This is a genomic window from Halostella limicola, from assembly GCF_003675875.1.
In the GTDB taxonomy this organism is placed as follows: Archaea; Halobacteriota; Halobacteria; order Halobacteriales; family Natronoarchaeaceae; genus Halostella; species Halostella limicola.
Window position 1 is genome coordinate 341,723 of the sequence record NZ_RCDI01000004.1, and the last position, 19,453, is coordinate 361,175.

General features: G+C 68.1%; 19 protein-coding genes. 5 read left to right on the plus strand and 14 right to left on the minus strand.

Annotated features, from left to right (window positions below):
• Position 1: 1 nt before the first annotated feature.
• The 9 genes from D8670_RS18645 to D8670_RS18685 all read right to left on the minus strand — a co-directional run bounded on the left by D8670_RS18645 (position 2) and on the right by D8670_RS18685 (position 8,370).
• Complete coding sequence (locus D8670_RS18645) at positions 2–430, minus strand: universal stress protein (protein WP_121819616.1); 429 nt, start codon at positions 428–430, stop codon at positions 2–4.
• Positions 431–505: 75 nt separating this feature from the next.
• Entirely contained in the window at positions 506–1,531 is a 1,026-nt protein-coding gene (locus D8670_RS18650) for an NAD(P)-dependent alcohol dehydrogenase (RefSeq protein WP_121819617.1), read from the minus strand.
• 169 nt (positions 1,532–1,700) lie between these two features.
• On the minus strand, positions 1,701–2,840 hold the full coding sequence (locus tag D8670_RS18655) for a UxaA family hydrolase (RefSeq protein ID WP_121819618.1): 1,140 nt from the start codon (positions 2,838–2,840) through the stop codon (positions 1,701–1,703).
• On the minus strand, positions 2,840–3,154 hold the full coding sequence (locus D8670_RS18660) for a UxaA family hydrolase (protein WP_121819619.1): 315 nt from the start codon (positions 3,152–3,154) through the stop codon (positions 2,840–2,842). The genes D8670_RS18655 and D8670_RS18660 overlap by 1 nt, the downstream gene beginning before the upstream one ends.
• Positions 3,151–4,338 (minus strand): UxaA family hydrolase, encoded by a 1,188-nt coding sequence (locus D8670_RS18665; RefSeq protein ID WP_121819620.1) that lies wholly within the window; start codon positions 4,336–4,338, stop codon positions 3,151–3,153. The genes D8670_RS18660 and D8670_RS18665 overlap by 4 nt, the downstream gene beginning before the upstream one ends.
• A gap of 198 nt (positions 4,339–4,536) precedes the next feature.
• Complete coding sequence (locus D8670_RS18670; protein WP_121819621.1) at positions 4,537–5,841, minus strand: TRAP transporter large permease; 1,305 nt, start codon at positions 5,839–5,841, stop codon at positions 4,537–4,539.
• Entirely contained in the window at positions 5,834–6,400 is a 567-nt protein-coding gene (locus tag D8670_RS18675) for a TRAP transporter small permease (protein WP_121819622.1), read from the minus strand. Before D8670_RS18675 ends, D8670_RS18670 begins: the two co-directional genes overlap by 8 nt.
• A gap of 52 nt (positions 6,401–6,452) precedes the next feature.
• Positions 6,453–7,349 (minus strand): TRAP transporter substrate-binding protein, encoded by an 897-nt coding sequence (locus D8670_RS18680; RefSeq protein WP_121819720.1) that lies wholly within the window; start codon positions 7,347–7,349, stop codon positions 6,453–6,455.
• A gap of 232 nt (positions 7,350–7,581) precedes the next feature.
• Positions 7,582–8,370 carry an SDR family NAD(P)-dependent oxidoreductase gene (locus tag D8670_RS18685; protein WP_121819623.1) on the minus strand — a complete coding sequence of 263 codons (789 nt, stop codon included), beginning with the start codon at positions 8,368–8,370 and terminating at the stop codon, positions 7,582–7,584.
• Positions 8,371–8,602: 232 nt separating this feature from the next.
• Here D8670_RS18685 and D8670_RS18690 point away from each other — a divergent pair, with 232 nt between their 5' ends.
• A complete protein-coding gene (locus tag D8670_RS18690) occupies positions 8,603–9,502 on the plus strand; it encodes a mannonate dehydratase (protein WP_375137287.1) in 900 nt (299 codons plus the stop codon).
• A gap of 179 nt (positions 9,503–9,681) precedes the next feature.
• Positions 9,682–10,455 (plus strand): IclR family transcriptional regulator, encoded by a 774-nt coding sequence (locus tag D8670_RS18695; protein WP_121819625.1) that lies wholly within the window; start codon positions 9,682–9,684, stop codon positions 10,453–10,455.
• Positions 10,456–10,489: 34 nt separating this feature from the next.
• Here D8670_RS18695 and D8670_RS18700 read toward each other — a convergent pair whose 3' ends face one another.
• Positions 10,490–11,233 carry an SDR family NAD(P)-dependent oxidoreductase gene (locus tag D8670_RS18700; protein ID WP_121819626.1) on the minus strand — a complete coding sequence of 248 codons (744 nt, stop codon included), beginning with the start codon at positions 11,231–11,233 and terminating at the stop codon, positions 10,490–10,492.
• Between the two features lie 275 nt (positions 11,234–11,508).
• On the opposite strand from D8670_RS18700, the gene D8670_RS18705 reads away from it, so the two are divergent.
• Complete coding sequence (locus D8670_RS18705) at positions 11,509–12,480, plus strand: D-2-hydroxyacid dehydrogenase (protein WP_121819627.1); 972 nt, start codon at positions 11,509–11,511, stop codon at positions 12,478–12,480.
• A 92-nt stretch (positions 12,481–12,572) separates the two neighbouring features.
• Here D8670_RS18705 and D8670_RS18710 read toward each other — a convergent pair whose 3' ends face one another.
• Both D8670_RS18710 and D8670_RS18715 read right to left on the minus strand, forming a co-directional pair.
• Positions 12,573–13,805, minus strand: a complete 1,233-nt coding sequence (locus D8670_RS18710; protein ID WP_121819628.1) for a mandelate racemase/muconate lactonizing enzyme family protein — start codon at positions 13,803–13,805, stop codon at positions 12,573–12,575.
• Between the two features lie 75 nt (positions 13,806–13,880).
• Positions 13,881–14,924 (minus strand): zinc-dependent alcohol dehydrogenase, encoded by a 1,044-nt coding sequence (locus D8670_RS18715; protein WP_121819629.1) that lies wholly within the window; start codon positions 14,922–14,924, stop codon positions 13,881–13,883.
• A 141-nt stretch (positions 14,925–15,065) separates the two neighbouring features.
• Between D8670_RS18715 and D8670_RS18720 the strand changes: the two genes are divergently transcribed.
• Complete coding sequence (locus D8670_RS18720; RefSeq protein WP_121819630.1) at positions 15,066–15,839, plus strand: SDR family NAD(P)-dependent oxidoreductase; 774 nt, start codon at positions 15,066–15,068, stop codon at positions 15,837–15,839.
• 66 nt (positions 15,840–15,905) lie between these two features.
• Here D8670_RS18720 and D8670_RS18725 read toward each other — a convergent pair whose 3' ends face one another.
• A complete protein-coding gene (locus D8670_RS18725; protein ID WP_121819631.1) occupies positions 15,906–16,670 on the minus strand; it encodes an IclR family transcriptional regulator in 765 nt (254 codons plus the stop codon).
• A 284-nt stretch (positions 16,671–16,954) separates the two neighbouring features.
• Positions 16,955–18,274, minus strand: coding sequence for a beta-propeller fold lactonase family protein (locus D8670_RS18730; RefSeq protein WP_121819632.1), 1,320 nt, complete (start codon positions 18,272–18,274; stop codon positions 16,955–16,957).
• A 110-nt stretch (positions 18,275–18,384) separates the two neighbouring features.
• Here D8670_RS18730 and D8670_RS18735 point away from each other — a divergent pair, with 110 nt between their 5' ends.
• A complete protein-coding gene (locus tag D8670_RS18735) occupies positions 18,385–19,293 on the plus strand; it encodes an AEC family transporter (protein ID WP_121819633.1) in 909 nt (302 codons plus the stop codon).
• The last annotated feature ends 160 nt before the right edge of the window (positions 19,294–19,453 follow it).

The following is a 19,453-nucleotide window of genomic DNA, read 5'->3' on the forward strand; positions in this document are numbered from 1 at the left end:
GCTACTCCGGCGACGTGACCGTGACGACTGGCCGCTCGGCGTTCAGGAGGATCGACTGGGTGACGCTCCCGAACAGCGCCTTCCCGACGGGGGAGCGCGCCCGACCCCCGACGACGAGGTATCGGGCATCGACCTCGTTCACGTACTCCACGACCTTCTTACCGGGATTCCCTACCCTCCCAACGACCGAGTAGTCGCTCGTAATGACCTCGTCGAGCCCGTCCGCCGCGGCGGCGGCGGCGTTGTCCTCTACCGACCCCGTGTCGGTCTCCCGCGTGCTGGACTGTTTCTCGACGAGTCGCGTGTACTCGGACTCCTCGATGACGTGGACGAGGTGGAGTTCGTCGTCGAACGCCTGCGCCAGCTCGTCTCCTCGCGCGGCGACGTCGCTCGTTCCCTCGGAGCCGCTAATCGCTGCAACGATGACCATGTCGTAAGGCGGTACTCGTTCGGATATAAATGTTCCCCCGGCGCACTCCCCTGCCCCGAACGCCCGATTACGGGGTCACCCCATCGCGATCACGCCTTTGATCACGCCCGGCTCCCGGGCGCGCTCGAACGCCTCCGCGATGCGGTCGAGCGGCATCTCGAAGTCGATCGTCCCCTCAGCGTCGACGGTGTCAGCGGCGAGCATGGAGAGGGCCGCCGGGTACGTGTTCGCGAACCGGTAGCTCCCGCGCACGTCGACCTGCCGGCGGACGATCTCGAACGTATCCACGGGGACCGTCTCGTCGGGAGCGAGCCCGACGAGGACCGCGGTGCCGCCCGGTCGCGGCGCGTCGAGCGTCGCCTCGATGGCCGGAGGCACGCCGGTCGCCTCGATCGCCGCGTCGACCCCGTGCCCGAACTCGTCGCGGACCGACGCCGCGATATCTTCCTCGCCGGTGTCTATGGTCAGATCCGCCCCGCGGTCGGCGGCCCGCTCGAGCTTCGAGTCCACGACGTCCGCGACGGCCAGGTTCGCGGCGCCCGCCGCCCTCGCGACGTCCATCGCGAGCGTTCCGATCGGTCCGGCGCCCGTGACGAGTACGGTGTCGCCCGCGTCGATGTCGGCCCGCCGCACTGCCTGTATGCCGACGCTGATCGGCTCGCACAGCGCCCCCTCGCGCGTCGAGACGGACGGCGGGAGCGCGTGCACGAAGTCCGCCGGCCACGCAACGTACTCCCGGAACGCGCCGTCGGTGCCCGGCGTCGCCATGAACGACACCTCGGGACACAGGTTGTACGCGCCGCGCCGGCAGTGCTCGCACCGGCCGCAGGGGACGCCGGGTTCGACTGCCACGCGGTCGCCGACGGCCACGTCTTCGACGTCGCCTCCCGCGTCGACGACCCGGCCCGCGCTCTCGTGCCCGAGAACGAGCGGCTCGTCGACTACCCGGTCGCCCATCCGCCCGTGCTGGTACCAGTGCACGTCCGACCCGCAGATCCCCACGTCGCTCACCTCGACGAGTACTTCCGACGGCCCGGGGGTGGGTCGCTCCCGGGTCCGCGTCTCGAACGTCTGCGCCTCGACGAGTTCGGCCGCCTTCATGCCGCCGCCTCCGTCGAGGACGGTCGGATAGTCGGTGCGTCGGGCCGGCCCGGTCGAGTCGCGCTATGTGGGCCGGTCTGTCGGCTATCGGCTCGGTAGGGCGTCATCGGGAGTCGGTACGGCCATGGCGGTCTTTATTCTTTCTTCCGGGCCGCCCGCCCGAGGACCGTCACAGCGACGGCCCGACCCGGCTTATCGCGAACTTCGTCAGGCCGTGCTCCTCCGCGGCGGTCCGGCCGCCGTCCGCGACCCGGACGAGGTCGTCGAGAACGTCGGCTGGACTCGCCTCCCGGGCGTCGACGTCGACGTCAGCGGCGAGCGCCTCGGCCGTCGTCCCGTCGCCGGTAACCTTGAGGACCGGAACGACCGGATGACCGGTCGGGATCCCGTCCGCCGTGACGTGGACGACGACGGACGCGCCGGCCGCCGCGAGCGCCGTGGCGGCCTCCTCGAAGCGCGACGGGGCGTCGACGAGCGCCAGTCCGCGGTCGATGGTCGCGCGGCCGCCGTAGGGGACGAACTCGTCGACGGGGGCGCTGCCCCACGTCCCGACGACGGACTCGAACTCCGCGTTCGCTGCCTCGCGGACGACCCGTCGCGCGTTCCCGGGGCGGCCGGCGTCGCGCTCGCAGGCCTCGCCGATCGCCTCGGCGACGCCGTCCGTCGCGGCGCGGTCCGCGGCCGCCGCCGAGTGCGGGGCGAGCCGCTCGGTCCCGGCGACGACGACGCGGGCGCCCGCGTCGAGCAGGGCGTCGACCGTCTCCCCTACGAGCGGGTCCGCCACGTCGCGGGTCGACCGGTCGAGGTCGGAGCTCACGACCCCGACGGTGAGATCACCGAGCGCCGCCTCCGTCCGGTCAGTGGTCGCGGCGGTTCTCGCCAGCTCCGCGGCAGCGGCGGACCCCTCCTCGACGCAGGCCTCCGTCCCGCCGGCGTCCTGGATCGCGGTCTCGCGGACGGGGACGCCGTCAGCGGCGATCCGCTCGGCGAACGGCTCGCTCTGGAGGTGCTCGCAGCCGAGCCCGACGACGGTCGCCCCGGCGACGTTGGGGTTGCGCGCGAGGTTCCGCAGGGTGCGTTCGGTCTGCTCGTGGTCGGCCCCGATCTGGCCGCAGCCGTGGTCGTGGGGGACGCAGACGGCGCGATCGTCCGCCTCGGCGATCCGCTCGGCGACGATGTGCGAGCAGATGACCGACGGGGCGACCAGAACGCGGTTCCGGACGCCGAGCCGGTCGTCGTCCCGCCGGAAGCCCGCGAACGATCCCCGGCCGGCCCGGACCGCGTCGACGTCGGCGGTCGGCGTCGACATCAGGCCACCTCCCCCGCGTCGGCGTCGCGGTCGCCCCGGCCGCGCGTGCTCTCGCAGTTGTGCGTGTGCACCCATTCGCCGGGCCGGATCGGCTCGACCGCCTCCCCGATCGTCTCCCCGTACTTCACGACCTCGTCGCCCGGCTCGATCGGCTCCAGGGCGACCTTGTGACCGAAGGGGACCGGCTCGTCGAGTTCGACCGTCCCGTCGTCCCAGGGGATCTTCGCGCCGGCGTCCAGGTCGTCGATGGCCGTGACGACGTTGTCCGCCGCCGCCATGTGCAGACCGGCTTCGCCGAGGACTTCCCCCTTCATGCTCCCCCTCGCAGTTCGGCCAATTCGTTCGGCTGGAGCTCGTTGATCGCGAACTCCTCCAGGCGCCGCCGTTCCGCGGCCGTCCGCTCCCCGCTCGCGACGGACAGCAGCCGCTCGTAGATACGGTCGCCGACCGAGTCGATCGGCTCGCCGTCGATGACGGTGCTCGCGTCCACGTCCATGTTCGACGCCAGCCGGTCCGCGGTCTTCGGGTTCCCGGTCACCTTGATCACCGGCGCGAGCGGGTTCCCGGTCGTCGACCCGCGCCCGGTGGTGAACGCGACGACCTGCGCTCCGCCCGCGACCTTCCCCACGACGCTCTCGATGTCGTAGCCCGGGGTGTCCATCAGCACCAACCCGCTGCCGGTCGGCAGGGATTCGGCGTAGTTCACGATACCGCGGATCGGGGTCGTCCCGCCCTTCGAGATGGCGCCGAGGCTCTTCTCCTCGATGGTCGTCAATCCGCCCTCCTGGTTCCCGGGGCTCGGCTGCGCGCCGCGGAGGTCGACCCCCATCAGCCGGGCGGTCGACTCCCGGCGCTCGACGCGGTCGAGGAGCCGCTCGCGCACCTCGCCGTCGGCGCACCGGTCGGCGAGGATGTGCTCCGCGCCGATGAACTCGGGCGTCTCGGAGAAGGTCGCGGTGCCGCCGTCCCGGACGAGCCGGTCGCAGGCCGCCCCGACCGCCGGGTTCGCCGCGATCCCGCTCGTCGCGTCCGACCCGCCGCACTCGACGCCGAAGACGAGTTCGCTCGCGTCCCGCTCCTCCCGGGTCGCGTCCGCGATCCCGCTCCAGAGATCCTGAGCGAGTTCGACTCCCGCCTCGACCGCCGCGGCCGTGCCGCCGGCCTCGCGGATCGAGAGCACTTCGACGTCGCGGCCGGCGTCCGCTATCTCGTCAGCGACGTCGTCGGCCGCGATACGTTCGGGGCCGAGACCGACGACGAGCGCCGCCCCCACGTTGGGGTTCCGACCGACACCCGAGAGCGTTCGTTCGATCTGGTCGCGGGCCGCGTCGGGCGGATCGATCCCCATCTGGTGGGGCGTCGATCGGACGTTCTCCGCCGAGCGGTCGGCCACGGCCTCCGCGACGGCCGACGCCGCGACCGACGTCGGTACCACGGCGACGTAGTTGCGGACGCCGGCCGGTCCGGAGTCCCGCGGATACCCTTCGAAAGTCTCCATACTCGGTGCTCAGCTTCCACCGAAAAAACGCTTTCGTCCGCCCTGACCCCGCCGATTCGTTCGGTCACCGGGCCTGCGCGGATCGACCGGACTGGCCGACTTTCGGATACGGATCCATTCTCGCCGTGGACGGGCGAGCGATGCCGGCGACTGATGCCTGCGGTCGAAACGGCGAAAAAAACGGAGTCGGCGGCCGCGTCAGATCCCGATCAGTTCGGTCGCCGGGTAGGTGACGATCTCCGGGATGAAGATCGTGAGCAGCAGCACCAGGAGGATCGGGACGTAGTACGGCAACACCGCCTTCATCGCCTCCTCTAAGCTCGCGTCGGTCACCTTCTCGAGGACGAACAGGATGACGCCGAACGGCGGCGTGAGAAGGCCGAGCATCAGCGTCAGGATCATCACGATGCCGAAGTGGAGCGGGTCGATCCCCGTGATGTCCAGAATCGGCATGAAGATCGGGACGAGGATGGTGATCGCCGCGATCGTCTCCATGAACGTCCCGACGACGAGCAGGATCCCGACCAGGAGCAGGATGACGACGGTCGGGTCGCCGGAGAAGTTCGTGATCGACTCGGCCATCAGGATGGGGAGCCGCAGCTGGAGCGCGACGAGACCGTACAGCGACGCGACGCCGACGATGAACGTCAGCGAGAACGTCTCGACCATCCCGTACTGCAGCTCCTCGAACAGCCCCCTGAGGGTTAGCTCGTTGTACACGAACATCCCCAGGAGGATAGTGTAGACGACGGCTATCGCGCCGGCCTCGGTCGCGGTGAACGTCCCCGTCAGGATCCCGCCGATGATGAGGATCGGCGCGAAGAGCGGGAACACCGCCTCCTTCAAGCTCTTCCAGAAGTTCGCGAGGTCGAAGTGGTCGTCGGTCTCGTACCCCCGCCGGTAGACGAAGAAGAACACGAGCGCCATCAGGAACAGCCCGATGAGGACCCCGGGGAGGATGCCCCCGAGGAACAGCTGCCCGATCGACTCCTCGGCCAGCACGGCGTAGATGATGATCGGGACGCTCGGCGGGATGATCGGCCCGATGATGGCCGACGACCCCGTGACACCGAGCGAAATGTCCTTCTCGTACCCCTGGTCGCGCATCGCGGTGTACTCGACGCGGCCGAGACCCGCCGCGTCCGCGACGGCCAGTCCCGACATGCCGGAGAAGATCATGCTCGCCACGATGTTGACGTGGGCGATCCCCCCGCGGAACTGCCCGACCATGGAGTTGGCGAGGCTGAAGATCCGCTGGGTCATCCCGATCCTGTTCATCAACCGCCCGAGGAGGAGGTAGAACGGGATCGCAAGCAGCGTGAAGCTGTTCAGTCCGTAGAGCAGCTGCTGCGCGATGACGCCGATGTTGAGCCCCCTGCCGAACGGCGACACCATCACGATGACGCAGGTCGCGCCCATCGCCATCCCGACCGGGACGCCGACGGCGTACAGGACCAGCAGCGTCCCGAGGAAGAGAGTGCCGATGAGGAGCAGCTCACTCATCCGGGATCCCCTCCTCGAAGCCGCCCTCGGTGGTGTCGCTCGTTCCGGCCGTCACGTGTCCTCGGACCAGTTCGACGATGTCGACGACGGCGTAAAGCAACATTAGCCCGACGCCGACGGCGATGCCGAGATAAAGATGCCCGGAGGTGACGATATCGATCCCTCCTATCGACGTCGTCCAGTCGTCGATCGCTCTGAGGGTAGTTCCCCAGAAGGCGATCGCCAGGAACCCGATGGCGACGACCTTGCCCAGAAGCTGGACGGTCACACCGACTCGCGGCTTCCACCGGGTGAGGCGCTCTAACAGGAACTGGATCGCGATGTGTTCGTTGTTCCGAACGGCGACGGCGGCGCCGACGTACGTCGCGACGATGAGGACGAAACGGGCCGCTGGTTCGGTCCAGTGAAGGAAGCCGAACGTCGGCAGGTCCAACCAGCGGATGAAGACCTGAAGCGTCGTCAGGACGATCGTCAACCCGAACAGCGCCGTTGCACCGTACAGTACGAGCTTGTCGAAAACGTGATCGCGCTTCAGGTCGAGTGATTGGTCGATTTCCATTGTCAATGAAACGGTGGTGGTTTGAGATACTTTACTGTACGCCCGTCTCCGCTCACATGTTCCGGACGGTTTCCCAGTCGAAGGCCCACGTCTCCTCGAACAGCTGCTCCACGGCGGGGGCGGCCTGTTCCTGGAACGCTTCGGTGTCGACGTCCTCGACGATCTCCATGCCCTGCTCGCCTAGTTCGTTGATGAGCTCCTCCTCGCGGCTCTGCGACGTTTCAGAGGCGGACTGGGTCGCTTCCTGTCCGGCCTCCATGATCAGGTCCTGGTGGGTCTCGTCGAGGCTCTGGTAGAACGACTCGTTGATGTAGATGTTGCCGTTCGCGATCAGGTGGCCCGTGAGGCTCAGGTGGCTCTGGACCTCGTGGAGGTTGAAGGAGCTGATCTGCTCCGCGCCACCCTCGGAGGCGTCGGCGGTTCCCTGTTCGAGCGCGCTGTACAGCTCGTCCAGCGCGACCGGCGTCGGCGACGCGCCGACCGACTCCCAGATCTGGACCCACGGGTCGAGCTCCGGGAGGCGCAGGTTGAGCCCCTCCACGTCGGCGGGGGACTGCACCGGGGAGTTAGAGGTGAAGTGACGAGCCCCGCGGTAGATCTGCTGGCCGATCGGGCGCTGGTTCCCGTTCTCGGCGAGCGTGTCGTGTGCCTCCTGCATCTCGTCGCTTTCGAGCACCGACAGGAGCTGGTCGTAGCCCGAGAGGACGAACGGACAGCCGAAGAACCAGTACTCCGACGCGAACTGGAAGTACGGGAAGCTCCCCGCGGAGTGGGCCTCGACGCCGCCCTGACTGACCAGCTCGCCGATCTCGTCCTCCGAACCGTAGGAGCCGCCGGGACTGATCTCGACCGAGATGTCGCCGTCGGACTCCGATTCGACCTGTTCCTTGAAGTTCTCGGCAGCCTGGACGAGGATGTGTCCCGGCTCGAAGGTGCTCGCGATCGTCATGTCGACGCCGTCGCCGCCCCCGCCGCCGCCGGTCAGGTCCGAACAACCCGCGGTTGCCGCGACCGCGCCTGCGCCGATACCTTTGATAAGCGACCGTCTACTGACTGCCAGCCCTCTATCTGACATGGTTCATCACAGTGATTCGCGCTTAGTTATAAAAATGTTTTCGTTGGGGTAATTCTCCCCACCGAGACCGGTCAGTTCGCGCCCCCTGAATGCCGACCCTCGCCGACTACGCGCGACCCTCGTGGTACCGCCACGCGTCGGACGTCCAGCCGCCGTCGGCACGGAGCACCTCACCGGTGACGAACGTGTCGCCACGCGCCAGGAAGGAGACGCAGTTGGCCATCTCCTCGACCGTCCCGTATCTGGCCATCGGCGTCCGTCGCCGGATGTCGTCGTCGGTGTACCCGGCGGCGTCCTGCGTCTGGTCCGTGATGTCGGTCTGGATGAACCCCGGCGCGAGTGCGTTCACCCGGACGTCGTCCTCGGCCCACTCGACGGCGAGCGTCTTCGTGAGGTTGATGACGCCCGACTTCGCCGCGCAGTACGGTGCCCGACGGTGATATCCCATCGTCCCCATCATCGACGCGACGTTCACGATGGCTCCGCCGTCGGCCTGCTCCCGCATCCGGCGGCCCGCGATCTGACTGCCGATGAACACGCCCGTGAGATCGACGTCGATCACCCGCCGCCAGTCCTCGACGTCGAGCTCCGCGGCCGGGCCGATCTTCGTCATGCCGGCGTTGTTCACGAGGACGTCCAGCGAGCCGAACCGATCGACGGTCGCGTCCACCATTGCCTCGACGTCCGCGTAGTCGCTCACGTCGGCCTGCACGGCGACGGCGGTTCCGCCGTCGTCCTCGATCTCGTCGACCACCGCCTCGGCTTTCTCCTCCGAGGACCGATAGTTGACCACGACCGACGCCCCGTGGTCGGCCAGTTTGGTCGCGATCCCGCTTCCGATACCTCTCGACGCTCCGGTGACGATAGCCGTATCGCCTTCGAACAGGTCGCTCATTCGAGATACACCGGAGTTCGTTTCCGCCGGTATTTCTGTCTTGTCCCGGCGTGGACGCCGAAATCACGAGTATCCCCCCGTCGCGCCGCGCTGATGTCGCGTCCGACTCCCGCGATGAGGGATTACCCGAAGAGAAAGTTATTTGAGTGTCGTAGGAATTCGTTCGGCCATGGTCGAATTCGCGCTAGTCCTACCGCCGCAGCCGGACGAGAGGTGGCAGCTCGCCAAACAGATGGGCGTAACGAACGCCGTCGTCCACCCGCTCGAGATAGGCGACGGGAAGTCCTCGTGGACCTACCACGACCTGTTACACCTGAAGAACTGGTACGAGGACGCCGGCCTCGAGTTCAGCGTCCTCGAGGGGAGCGTCCCCCTGACCGACCGCGTCAGACTGGGACTGGAGGGCCGCGACGAGGACATCGAGACGTTCAAGGAGTTCCTCCGGAACTGCGGTCGCCTCGACATCCCGGTCGTCTGCTACGACTGGATGGTCGGCATCCGCTGGGCGCGGACGGAGTCCCACGTCGAGTCCCGCGGCGGGTCGCTGGTCACGGCGTACTCCGACGCGAAGATGCACCGCGGCGACGCGCCACAGGTGGTCGATGCGTCCCGCGAGCAGATATGGGACGCCCTGGAGTACTTCCTGCAAGAGGTCGGGCCCGTCGCGGAGGAAGCCGGCGTCAAACTCGGCCTCCACCCGGACGACCCCCCGAGGGAGTCTCTCGCCGGCGTGCCCCGGATCATCAACAGCCCGGAGGCGTACCAGCGCGTGCTCGACGCCTACGACAGCGAGTACAACGGGGTCACCTTCTGTCAGGGGAACTTCGCAGCGATGGGCGTCGACGTCCCCGAGACGATCCGTCGGTTCGGCGACCGGATCAACTTCGTCCACTTCCGCGACGTGGAGGGAGACGCCGACGACTTCGTCGAGACCTGGCACGACGAGGGGCCGACCGACATGCTCGCCGCGATGCGGGCCTACGACGAGGCCGTCGACGACGACGTGCCCATGCGCCCGGACCACGTTCCGACGATGGCCGGCGAGGACAACTCCAACCCGGGGTATCACACGAAGGGTCGACTCTTCGCGATCGGATACATGCGGGGCCTGCTCGAACAGGCCGAGCAGTAGCGCTTCGCTCCCTACACCGTCACTTCCGCCTTTTCTCGAGCCTCGATCGTCGCAGAGGGTGCTGCGGACCTATCTCCCACGAATGATGATCAACAACGTTGCTGAATGCGGCGATGGCCTTCCACTAATATTGGACGCGATCAGAAACTGATAATGCGAAGCACCGAGTTGTTACGCGCATGACCGGGGACGCGTCGAACGAACCGAATCGGATCCAGGCGGTCGAGAACGCCTTCGACATCGTCGAGGAGGTGGGCGAGCTCGACGGCTGCGGCGTCAGGGAGCTCGCCGACCACATGGACCTCCCGAAGAGCACCGCCCACGTCTACCTGAAGTCCCTCGAGGACGCCGGGTACGTGATCAACCGGAACGGCGAGTACCGGCTCGGCCTGCGGTTCCTGAACGTCGGCGGTCGAGTCCGGCACAACAAGCGCCTCTATCAGGTCGGGCGCAGCGAGGTCGACGAGCTGGCGCAGACGACCGGCGAGGTGGCGACCATCGGACGCGAGGAGGACGGGTACCGCGTCATCCTGTACCGGACGGAACCCACCGGCGCCATCTTCAACAACGCGCCGACGGGCGAGTACACGCGGATGCACTGGACCGCGCTCGGCAAAGCGATGCTCTCGCAGAAGACCGACGAGGAGATCGAGGACATCGTTTCCCGCCGCGGACTCCCGCGTGCGACCGAGTACACTATCGTCGACCGGGACGAGCTGTTGACGGAGATCGAGACGATCCGCTCTCAGGGGTACGCCGTCGAGGACGAGGAGCGCGTCAAGGGCGTCAAGTCTGTCGCGGTCCCGATCGAGAGTGACGGCGAATCGCCCCCCGCGGCCATCTCTGTGGCCGGTCCGAAACACGACCTCGACGCGGACCGCATCGAGAACGACCTCGTGCCGGCGCTACAGAACACCGCGAACGTCATCGAACTCAAGACGAAGCACTACTGAAGCCCGCGTGCCCCGGCGTTCGGCCGGGCTGTGATCACGCCGTCGAGCCGCCGTCGAGGTGGATGACCTCCCCGGTCAGGTACTCCGATTGGTCGCGCGCGAGAAACGCCGCGAGGTCGCTGACGTCCTCCGGTTTCCCGAGTCGGCCGTACGGGATCTCCTCCGCTCGTTCGCTCACCCACGAGGGGTCGCGCTCCCTGACCGCCTCGTTCATCGACGTCTTCGTCGTCCCCGGCGCTATCGCGGTCACCGAGACGCCGTCGGAACCGTAGTCGACGGCCAACTGTCTGACCAGAGCGTCGAGGCCCCCTTTGCTGGCGCAGTACGCTGGAAGATCCGGGACGCCGACGGACCCCGCTTCAGACGACACGTGGATGAGGCTGCCTTCCGTCTCCATCAGCGACGGCAGGGCGTGTTTGCTGACCCGAAGCGCGCCGAGGAGGTTCACGTCCAGGACGAACGCCAGGTCCTCGTCGTCGGCCTCGTGGAGGCGCCCCCGGCTGATCGTCCCGGCGCTGTTGACGACGACGTCCACGGCCCCGAGCGCGTCGGTCGCGGTCGCCACGGCGCGCTCGACGGACTCCCCGTCGCGGAGGTCGCACTCGACCGGAACGCACTCGGTCGGCACCGACGCGGCGAGGTCCTCCAGTTCGCTCACCGATCGGGCCGCGACCGCGAGGTCCGCCCCTCGGTCGGCGTACTCCTCCGCGATGGCGCGCCCGATCCCGCGGCTCGCTCCGGCGACGAACGCGCTCTTTCCGCTCAAGCTATCGGCCATATTCCCGGGTCCGTCACCCGGCGCAATTAATTTTCGGGGTAGCGGACGTCGCCAACGGGATCACTGACGCTCAGGGACATCCATTATAGTTGGACGACGTGCGTTACCACATCGATTACGAAAGTCGCCCGCTGGGCTGGCGTCACCGCGGTCGTCGTCCGCTCAACCGCAACTGACTGGGGGACGGACGTTGGACGGCGAACGCGGCGGACACCGCCGGATCGCGACGACGGAAAGGAATTTGTGCGTCCGCGTTCACCACCGATTCACGACGCATGAGCGCCATCGACGTCCTGATACTGCGCGGCGGAACGCACGGGATGCCGGCCGCCGATTACGCGGCCGAGCTGCGGGACCGACTCCCGGACCACGAGATCGAGGTGGCACGAACGCCTCGAGAGGAGCGAGCCCTCGCCGACGACGCGAGGGTGATCACTTCGACCGACCTCGACCCGGACCTGTTAGACGGCGCGTCGAACCTCGAACTGTTCGCCGGTGTCGCGGCAGGGTACGACCACCTGCCGCTCGACGCGCTGTCGGAGCGCGGCGTCGCCGTCACGAACGCGTCGGGGATCCACGCCCCCAACATCGCGGAGCAGGTGCTCGGCTACGCGTTGCAGCACGCTCGGCGCCTCGACGAGGCCAGACGGCGGCAGAAGCGCCGCGAGTGGCGGCACTTCCAGGCGGGCGAACTGCACGGAAGCACCGTCACCATCGTCGGTCTCGGCGCGATCGGCAAAGCCGTCGCGGAGCGCGTCTCGGCGTTCGGCGTGGACACCGTCGGCGTCCGCTACACGCCGGAGAAGGGCGGGCCGACCGACGAAGTCGTCGGGTTCGACGAGGACGAGATCCACGACGCGCTGGCCGATACCGACTTCCTCGTCGTCGCGTCGCCGCTGTCGGAGACGACGCGGGGCCTCATCGGGGCCGAGGAGTTCGAGACGCTCCCGCCGAACGCGTACCTCATCAATGTTGGACGGGGACCGATCGTGGACACCGACGCGCTCCTCGAGGCGCTCCGGAAAAACGCCATCGCCGGCGCGGGGCTCGACGTCACGGACCCCGAACCGCTCCCGCACGACCACCCGCTGTGGCGGTTCGAGAACGTGAACATCACCCCGCACAACGCCGGGCACAGCCCGGAGCACTGGGCCCGCCTCGCCGACATCGTCGCCGGGAACGTGCGGCGGTTGGACGCCGGAGACGACCTCTCTGAACTGGAGAACCTAGTCCGCGCGCCCAACTGAAGGGGTCGGCGGGCGGGCCTACGGGGCGGTCCGGTGCGAGATGGCCGTCCCGGTGCGCGAGTCGAATCGGAGATTCGCCGGCTCGATCCGGCTCACGCCGGATCGAACAGCTCCTCGCCCTCGGCCATGTGCTCCTCGACGGCGTCGAGGTCGAGCGTCAGGCCGAGTCCCGGCTCCTCCGGGATCTCCATGTAGCCGTCCTGTATGAGTTCGTCTTCCTCGACTAAGTCCTCCCACCAGCCGAGCTCGTAGGAGTGGTACTCGACGGCGAGGGAGTTCGGGATCGCGGCCCCGACGTGTGCGGAGGCCATCGTGCCGATCGGCGAGGAGACGTTGTGCATCGCGACGGGGACGTAGAACATGTCCGCGAGCGTCGCGATCTTCGCCGACTCCCGCATCCCGCCGACCTTGGGCACGTCGGGGGCGACGATGTCGACCGCCTGCTCCGTGATGAGCCGGCGCTGGCCGTGGGTCCGGTAGACGTTCTCGCCGACCGCGATGGGCGTCCCGGTCGACTGCGTGACCTCGCGCTGGACGTCGTGGTTCTCCGGCGGGACGGGGTCTTCGAGCCACCACACGTCGTACTGTTCGAGTTCCCGGGCCAGGCGCTTCGCGCTCCCCGCGCTGAACGCCCAGTGGCAGTCGAACGCGGCGTCTGCGTCGTCGCCGACGCGCTCGGTGACCTTCTCCACGATCTCGGCCTTGTGGTCGATCTCCGGGCCGCGGAGGTGGCGGTTGGCGCGGTCCTTCTCGTGGCCGCTCGGAACGTCGAGGTCGAACTTCAGCGCGTCGAAGCCGAGTTCGTCGACGACGCGCTCGGCCTCGTCAGCGCAGGCGTCGGGGTCTGCCTCGTCTTCGGTGTGGCAGTCGCAGTAGACGCGCACCTCGTCGCGGTACTTGCCGCCGAGCAGTTGATAGGCGGGCACGTCCAGGATCTTGCCGGCGGCGTCGTGGAGCGCGAGTTCGATGCCGGAGATGGCGGCGATGTCCTTGCCGGCGATCGAGCCCTCCCCGGACATCTTCTGGACCATGTGCTCGTAGAGGCGGTCGATGTCGAGCGGGTTCTCCCCGACGACGAACGGCGTGAGCCGTTCGATGATCTCGGAGAGCGCGCCGCCCCAGTACGCTTCCCCGTTGCCGACGACGCCGGCATCGGTGTAGACGCGCACCAGCGTCCAGGGGTAGTTGCCGTCGACGATCGTCGTCTGTACGTCCGTGATCTCCACGTCGCGGTCGCCGCGGGACTTGGTCACGCCCATCGTCTCCGCGGACAGATCGCGCATAGTGTACTCCGCGTTCGGATCAGAGAGATGTCTGTAGTCCATCAGCGTCCGTAGATCACGGGCGGTGCTCCTAAAACTTCCGCAGCAGGGTCGGGGTGATCCCCCGATGCGGTCGACTCAGTCGCGCAGGACCGAGGCATCGAACACAGGCTTGCAGGTGCCACCCCGCAGGAACGTCTCGAACGCCTCGTCCGCGTCCAGCAGGCTGAACCGGTCGTCGAGGAACGTCTCGTGGTCGACGTCGCCGGCTTCGATCATTCGGAGCGACCGCTCGAAGTCGTCGTACATCGAGGCGTACGAGCACTGGAGGTCGATCTCCGAGCGGACGAGCGGGGAGTACTCCATCGTCGTCTCGCCGGTCTGGCCGACGAGGACGATCTGGCCGCCCTTTCGCACCTCGTCGACGGCCATCGTCAGCCCGGACGGATGGCCGGTCGTGTCGAAGACGACGTCGTAGCCGACGCCGTCGGTCAGTTCGTCCCGATAGGCGTCCAGGTCGTCGGCCTCCACGTTGACCGTCTCGAAGCCGAGGTCCTCCGCGAGGGGGAGGCGGTAATCGGCGTCTCGCCCGACGCCGGCGACGACCACCTCGCCGCCCTGCGCGTCCGCGATCTGGGCCGTCAGCTGGCCGATCGGCCCGGGGCCGGCGACCATGACGCGGTCGCCGGGGCTCACCCGCGAGTTCTCGATGACGGCGCGAGCGCCGATGCTCGTCGGTTCGACCAGCGCGGCGTGGCGCGGGTCGACACCGTCCGGGACCGCGTGGAGAGCCGTCTCCGGGACGGCGATGTACCCCGCGTACGCGCCGTCGTGATCGACGCCCGTGATCACGGCGTTCTGACAGACGTTCTCCTCCCCGACCTCGCACTGATAGCAGTCGCCGCAGCCGCGGATCGGTCGCTCGACCACGCGGTCGCCGACCGAGAACTTCGCGACGGCGTCGCCGACTTCGACGACGCGCCCGGTGTACTCGTGCCCGATGACGTTGGGAAGGTCCATCCGCTCGAACGCAGACTCGAACTCGTAGATGCCCGCGTCGCTCCCGCAGAGCCCGGCGTAGTCGACCTCGATAAGCGCCTCGTCGGCCGCCGGCTTCGGTCGGTCGCGGTCGACGAGTTCCACGGCTCCGCTGCTGCGACCCGTTTTGGCAAGTGCGCGCATATCCACTGGTTCTCCGCACTGGCGGTAGAAGGTTACGGAGTCCGCCGCTCGGACCGCACTGGTCGGTCGACGGTACCGTCGTGCCGCCGATCCGGTTCCCCACCAGCAAGAGTAAAGGAGCGCGACCGAGTCGTCGCGACCATGACGGAGTACGAACACAGCCCGGTAACGGTCGAGGGGAAGCGGGCGGTCGTCGTCGGCGGGACGAGCGGCATCGGACAGGCCATCGCGCTCGGGTTCGCGAGCGAGGGCGCGGACGTCGTCGCGACCAGTCGCGACGAGGGGAGAGTCGCGGAGACGGCGGCGATGATCGAGGACCGCGGCGCGGAGACCGCGCGGGTGACCTGCGACGTGACCGACCCCGACTCGCTGGAGCGGGTCCGCGATCGGGCGGAGGACGAACTCGGCGGTATCGACGTCGTCGTCGCGTCTCAGGGGGCGATCTCCCGGGAGTCGGTCGCGGACATCTCCGACGAGGACTGGGACTTCGTCACGGACGTGGCGCTCGACGGCGTCCGCCGCGTCACGCAGGCGTTCGCGCCGGCGATGGCAGACGGCGGCAGCATCGTCAACGTCTCCTCGCTCGCCGCCAGGCTCTCGATGGCGAACTTGCCCGCCTACTCTGCGGCGAAAGGCGGCGTCGAAGCGTTCACCCGAGCGGCGGCCAAGGAACTCGCGCCCGAACTGAGGGTCAACGCCGTCGCCCCCGGGTTCGTCATCACTCCGCAGAACGAGGACACGTACGCCGAAGGGACCGAGAAGCGCGAGCGAATCGACGAGCGGACGCCCATGGGCCGGGTTGCGGACCGAGGGGAGATCGTCGGCGCGGCGGTGTACCTCGCCAGCGACGCCGCCTCCTACGTCACCGGTGAGGTCGTCACGGTCGACGGTGGGTTCGCCGACAGCGCGTTCTGAGCGGTCGTCGGTGTTCGTTATTGATGAATACTCGTTCGCGAAAATTCGGCCATTCACCCTCCGGCCTCAGGCGTAGGTGAGGTTCAGTTCGATGACGTTCGCCGCGCTCTTCAGCATCTGCGGCAGTTCGGTCTCGAAGCGCTCGCCCTGCATGCGGCTCGTCGGCCCCGCGACGCTGATCGCGCCGACCGGCCGGTCGTCGAGGTCCAGAATCGGGACGGCGACGCAGCAGAGCCCGCCGATCCGTTCCTCGCGGTCGAACGCGACGCCACGTTCGCGGACCGCGGCCAGCTCGGAGGCGAGTTCGTCGCGGTCGGTGATGGTTCGCTCGGTCTCCGCCGACATCCCGTGCCCGTCGAGGATGGCGTCGACGCGTTCTTCCGGCATGTGCGAAAGGATCGCCTTTCCGAGGGCGGTGTTGTGCAGCGACACGCGGTGGCCCGTGCTCGCCGCGACGTTGACGGCCTGGTCGCCCCGCACCCGACAGACGTACACGCCCTGCCCGTGCTCCTCGACGAGCAGGTTGACGAGCTCGCCCGTCTCGTCGGCGATCGACTCCAGTTCGGGGCGCGCCGTCTCGTAGAGGTCGTTGCGCTGGCGCGCGTACCGCCCCAGGTCGAGAAACCGGAGCCCGACGTAGTACTCCGACCCCTCCTTGACGACGTACTCCTCCTGTTCGAGCGTGCTGAGGTAGTTGTACGCGCTGCTTTTCGGCAGGTCGAGCTCGTCCGCGAGCTCGGTCACGCCGGCCCCGTCGAGCCGTCGCAGCGTCTGCAGGACCTCGAACGTCGTCACGACGGATTTCACCGGGTTGTTCGCTTCCGATCCCATGCTCTTCCGTTATCGGCGTTTCCCATAAATAGCTACGTGTTCTTCTCTCACGAACGGTTGCGTGCGAACGTCGGTCAAACGGTCGAACGCCGTTGCGTCTCGTTACGTCTCAGGAGAACAGTCCTCAGAAGTGCGTTCACCTATAGTGAACATTTTCCTGAATAGTGGTGCGATCACCTCTGTTCTTACAGCCCTATTTCTGTAAAGGGTGTGCAGAGAGCGGATCGCGAAGAGGCCCGAGAGACAGCGGAGAGCCGGATCGCCGCGACCGAGCGCAGAGAGAATCACCAGTCGTGTCCGCACGCGCACTCTCCGATACAGTACGACGTGCCCGAGTCCGAGTCGACCGCGAGGGTCGCTAATCGCTTCAATCGGTTGCCGGACCCGCTACCGGCTGGTCGGATTCCGGCCGCCGTGGCGCCGTAGGGGTCCGGTCCGACCTCGATCCTCTCGGTGACCTCCCGTGCCTCGTGGTCGACGACGGCGACCTCGTCGCTCGTCTGGACAGGGACGTACAGTTTCTCGTGGGCCGGCCCCCACGTCCCGACGAAGGCCTGCCCCCCGAGGTCGAGACGCTTCGCCACCGCTTCGCCCTCCACGTCGATCACGCTGACGTCCTCGGTGTCGGGTGTGAACACGTAGCCGATGTCGCCGTCCGGGCCGATCTCGCTGGTGAGCGGCAGGTGGCCGAGGCCGTCGTCGCTCGTCAGGCGAGCCACCTCCCGCGGCGTCTCCGGATCGCTCACGTCCCAGATGCTCTCCGTTCCGGTCTCCCCCTCGTTGTTCTCGATGAGCAGCGTCTCGCCGTCCATCGCGGCAGTACCCATCCACGGCGCCGGGGGAGTCCCCTCCTCGACGGGGTCGACCGCGACCTGCGTCGCTATCTCGAACGACTCGACGTCGAGGACAGTGAGCGTGTCGCCGTAGAGGTCCGGCACGTAGGCGTACTCCCCGTCCGGATGGATCGTGACGTCGCACGGCCCCGGCCCCGGCCCCTCTCTGTCGCCGCGACCGCCCTCGTCCGCGCGGTCGATCCGCGCCGTCACCTCGCCGAAGGTGTCCGACGCTGGATCCGCGTCGATCCGGTACTGCTCGTGGCTGGGCTCCCGAGCGCTCACGACGAGGTGCTTCCCGTCGGGCGTCAGTTCCTGCCAGTTCGCCCCGGACCCGGTGTCCACCGAGGCGACCTCGGAGAGCGACCCGACCTCGACGGCGCGGACCCCCTCGTCCACGTTGAGCCAGAGCGGATCGCTCGGCTCCTCCGTGATACCCGGCGCGTACTGGTTCGAGGGGAACGAGGCGGTCAGTGACAGCTGACGGGTCGCGACCACCGCGTCGTCAGTCGCGTCGACGACGCTCACCGTCCTGTCGCCCGTGTTGAACACGAACACCGAGTCCGCCTCGGTGACGCCGTCGTCGCCGGAACTCCCGCCGCTGTCGTCCGATCCCCCGGAGTCCCCTTCACTGGACCCACTGTTCGCGCAGCCGGCGGCCGCCGCGCCTGCGGCCGCCGAACCGGCAAGCATCGTCCGTCGCGAAACGCCCGCGGAGCGGTTTTCCCCGTCCCCGTTCGGGAAGAGCACGTCGTCCGATCGTTCGTCCATATGCGTGATACGGTACCGAGAGACAAAACAGTGGTCCCCGCTGGCGCAGCGGTCGCCCGACCGCAGGTTGGATCGAACGACAGAAAAGGGCGAGCGTACTCCGGCCCGGTATGGAAGTGCTGGGACGGCTGCTCGCGCTGCTCGCGTTGCTGCTGACGGGGACCGGTCTGCGCGCGGCGGGCGTCCTGAACGAGGCGCGGACCGACTGGCTGAACGCGGTGGCCTACTACGTCGCTCTCCCGGCGCTGATCTTCGTCGCCACGTACGACCGATCGGTCGCCGACCTGCTCACTCCGGCGCTGCTCGTCGGCCTCCTGGTCGTCCTGTTCGGGACGGCGGCGCTGGCGTGGGTAGTCCACCGAAACCTCCCCTCGCGGCCCCGGCGGAGCGTGGCGGTCATCCAGTCGTACCACTCGAACCTGGGCTATCTGGGCCTCCCGCTCGTCGCGGCGACCTTCGACGGCGACGTGACCGCCGTGGCGAGCGTGGTCCTCGGCGTCGTGTCGCTCGTCCAGGTCCCGCTGACGGTGTTCGTCCTCGTCGGCGTCAACGACGCGGACGCCGCCTTCGGTCACGAGCTCCGCCGCCTAGCGACGAACCCCGTCCTCGCCGCGCTGGTCGGCGGGCTCGCCGTCGGCTCTGCCGGACTCGCGGTCCCCTCGCCTGTCGCCGCGGGGCTCGACGCTCTGGGTACGCTCTCCCTGCCGCTGGCGCTGCTTTGCGTCGGCGCCTCTCTCGACCTCGACCTCCCGTCGGTTGATTACGGCACCACCGCCGCCGTCATCGCGGTCAAGATGGGCTGGATGCCGCTGCTCGCGTGGGCCGTCTTCTCCGTGCTCGGCGTCGATACCGCGACGTTCACCGCGAGCGTCGTGATGCTCGGCACGCCGACCGCAGTGTCGACGTACGTCTTCGCGAACGAACTCGGCGGCGACGAGGAGTTCGCGTCGCTGAACGTGTTCGTCACGACGCTCGCTTCCGTCGGGACGCTGTTTCTCCTCATCGAACTCGTCGGCTGAACGGGCGGTACTGTCTGAGCGGGCAGCCACGGGGGCCAGCCGGCAAGTACCGCGGTCGCCGCTGGAGACACACCTCTATCGATTTGTTCCGTCGCCGGGGATCTGGACCGTACGCCGCGCTCTACGGCGTCGACTCGTGCCGCGGTCGTCTCCACGAAAC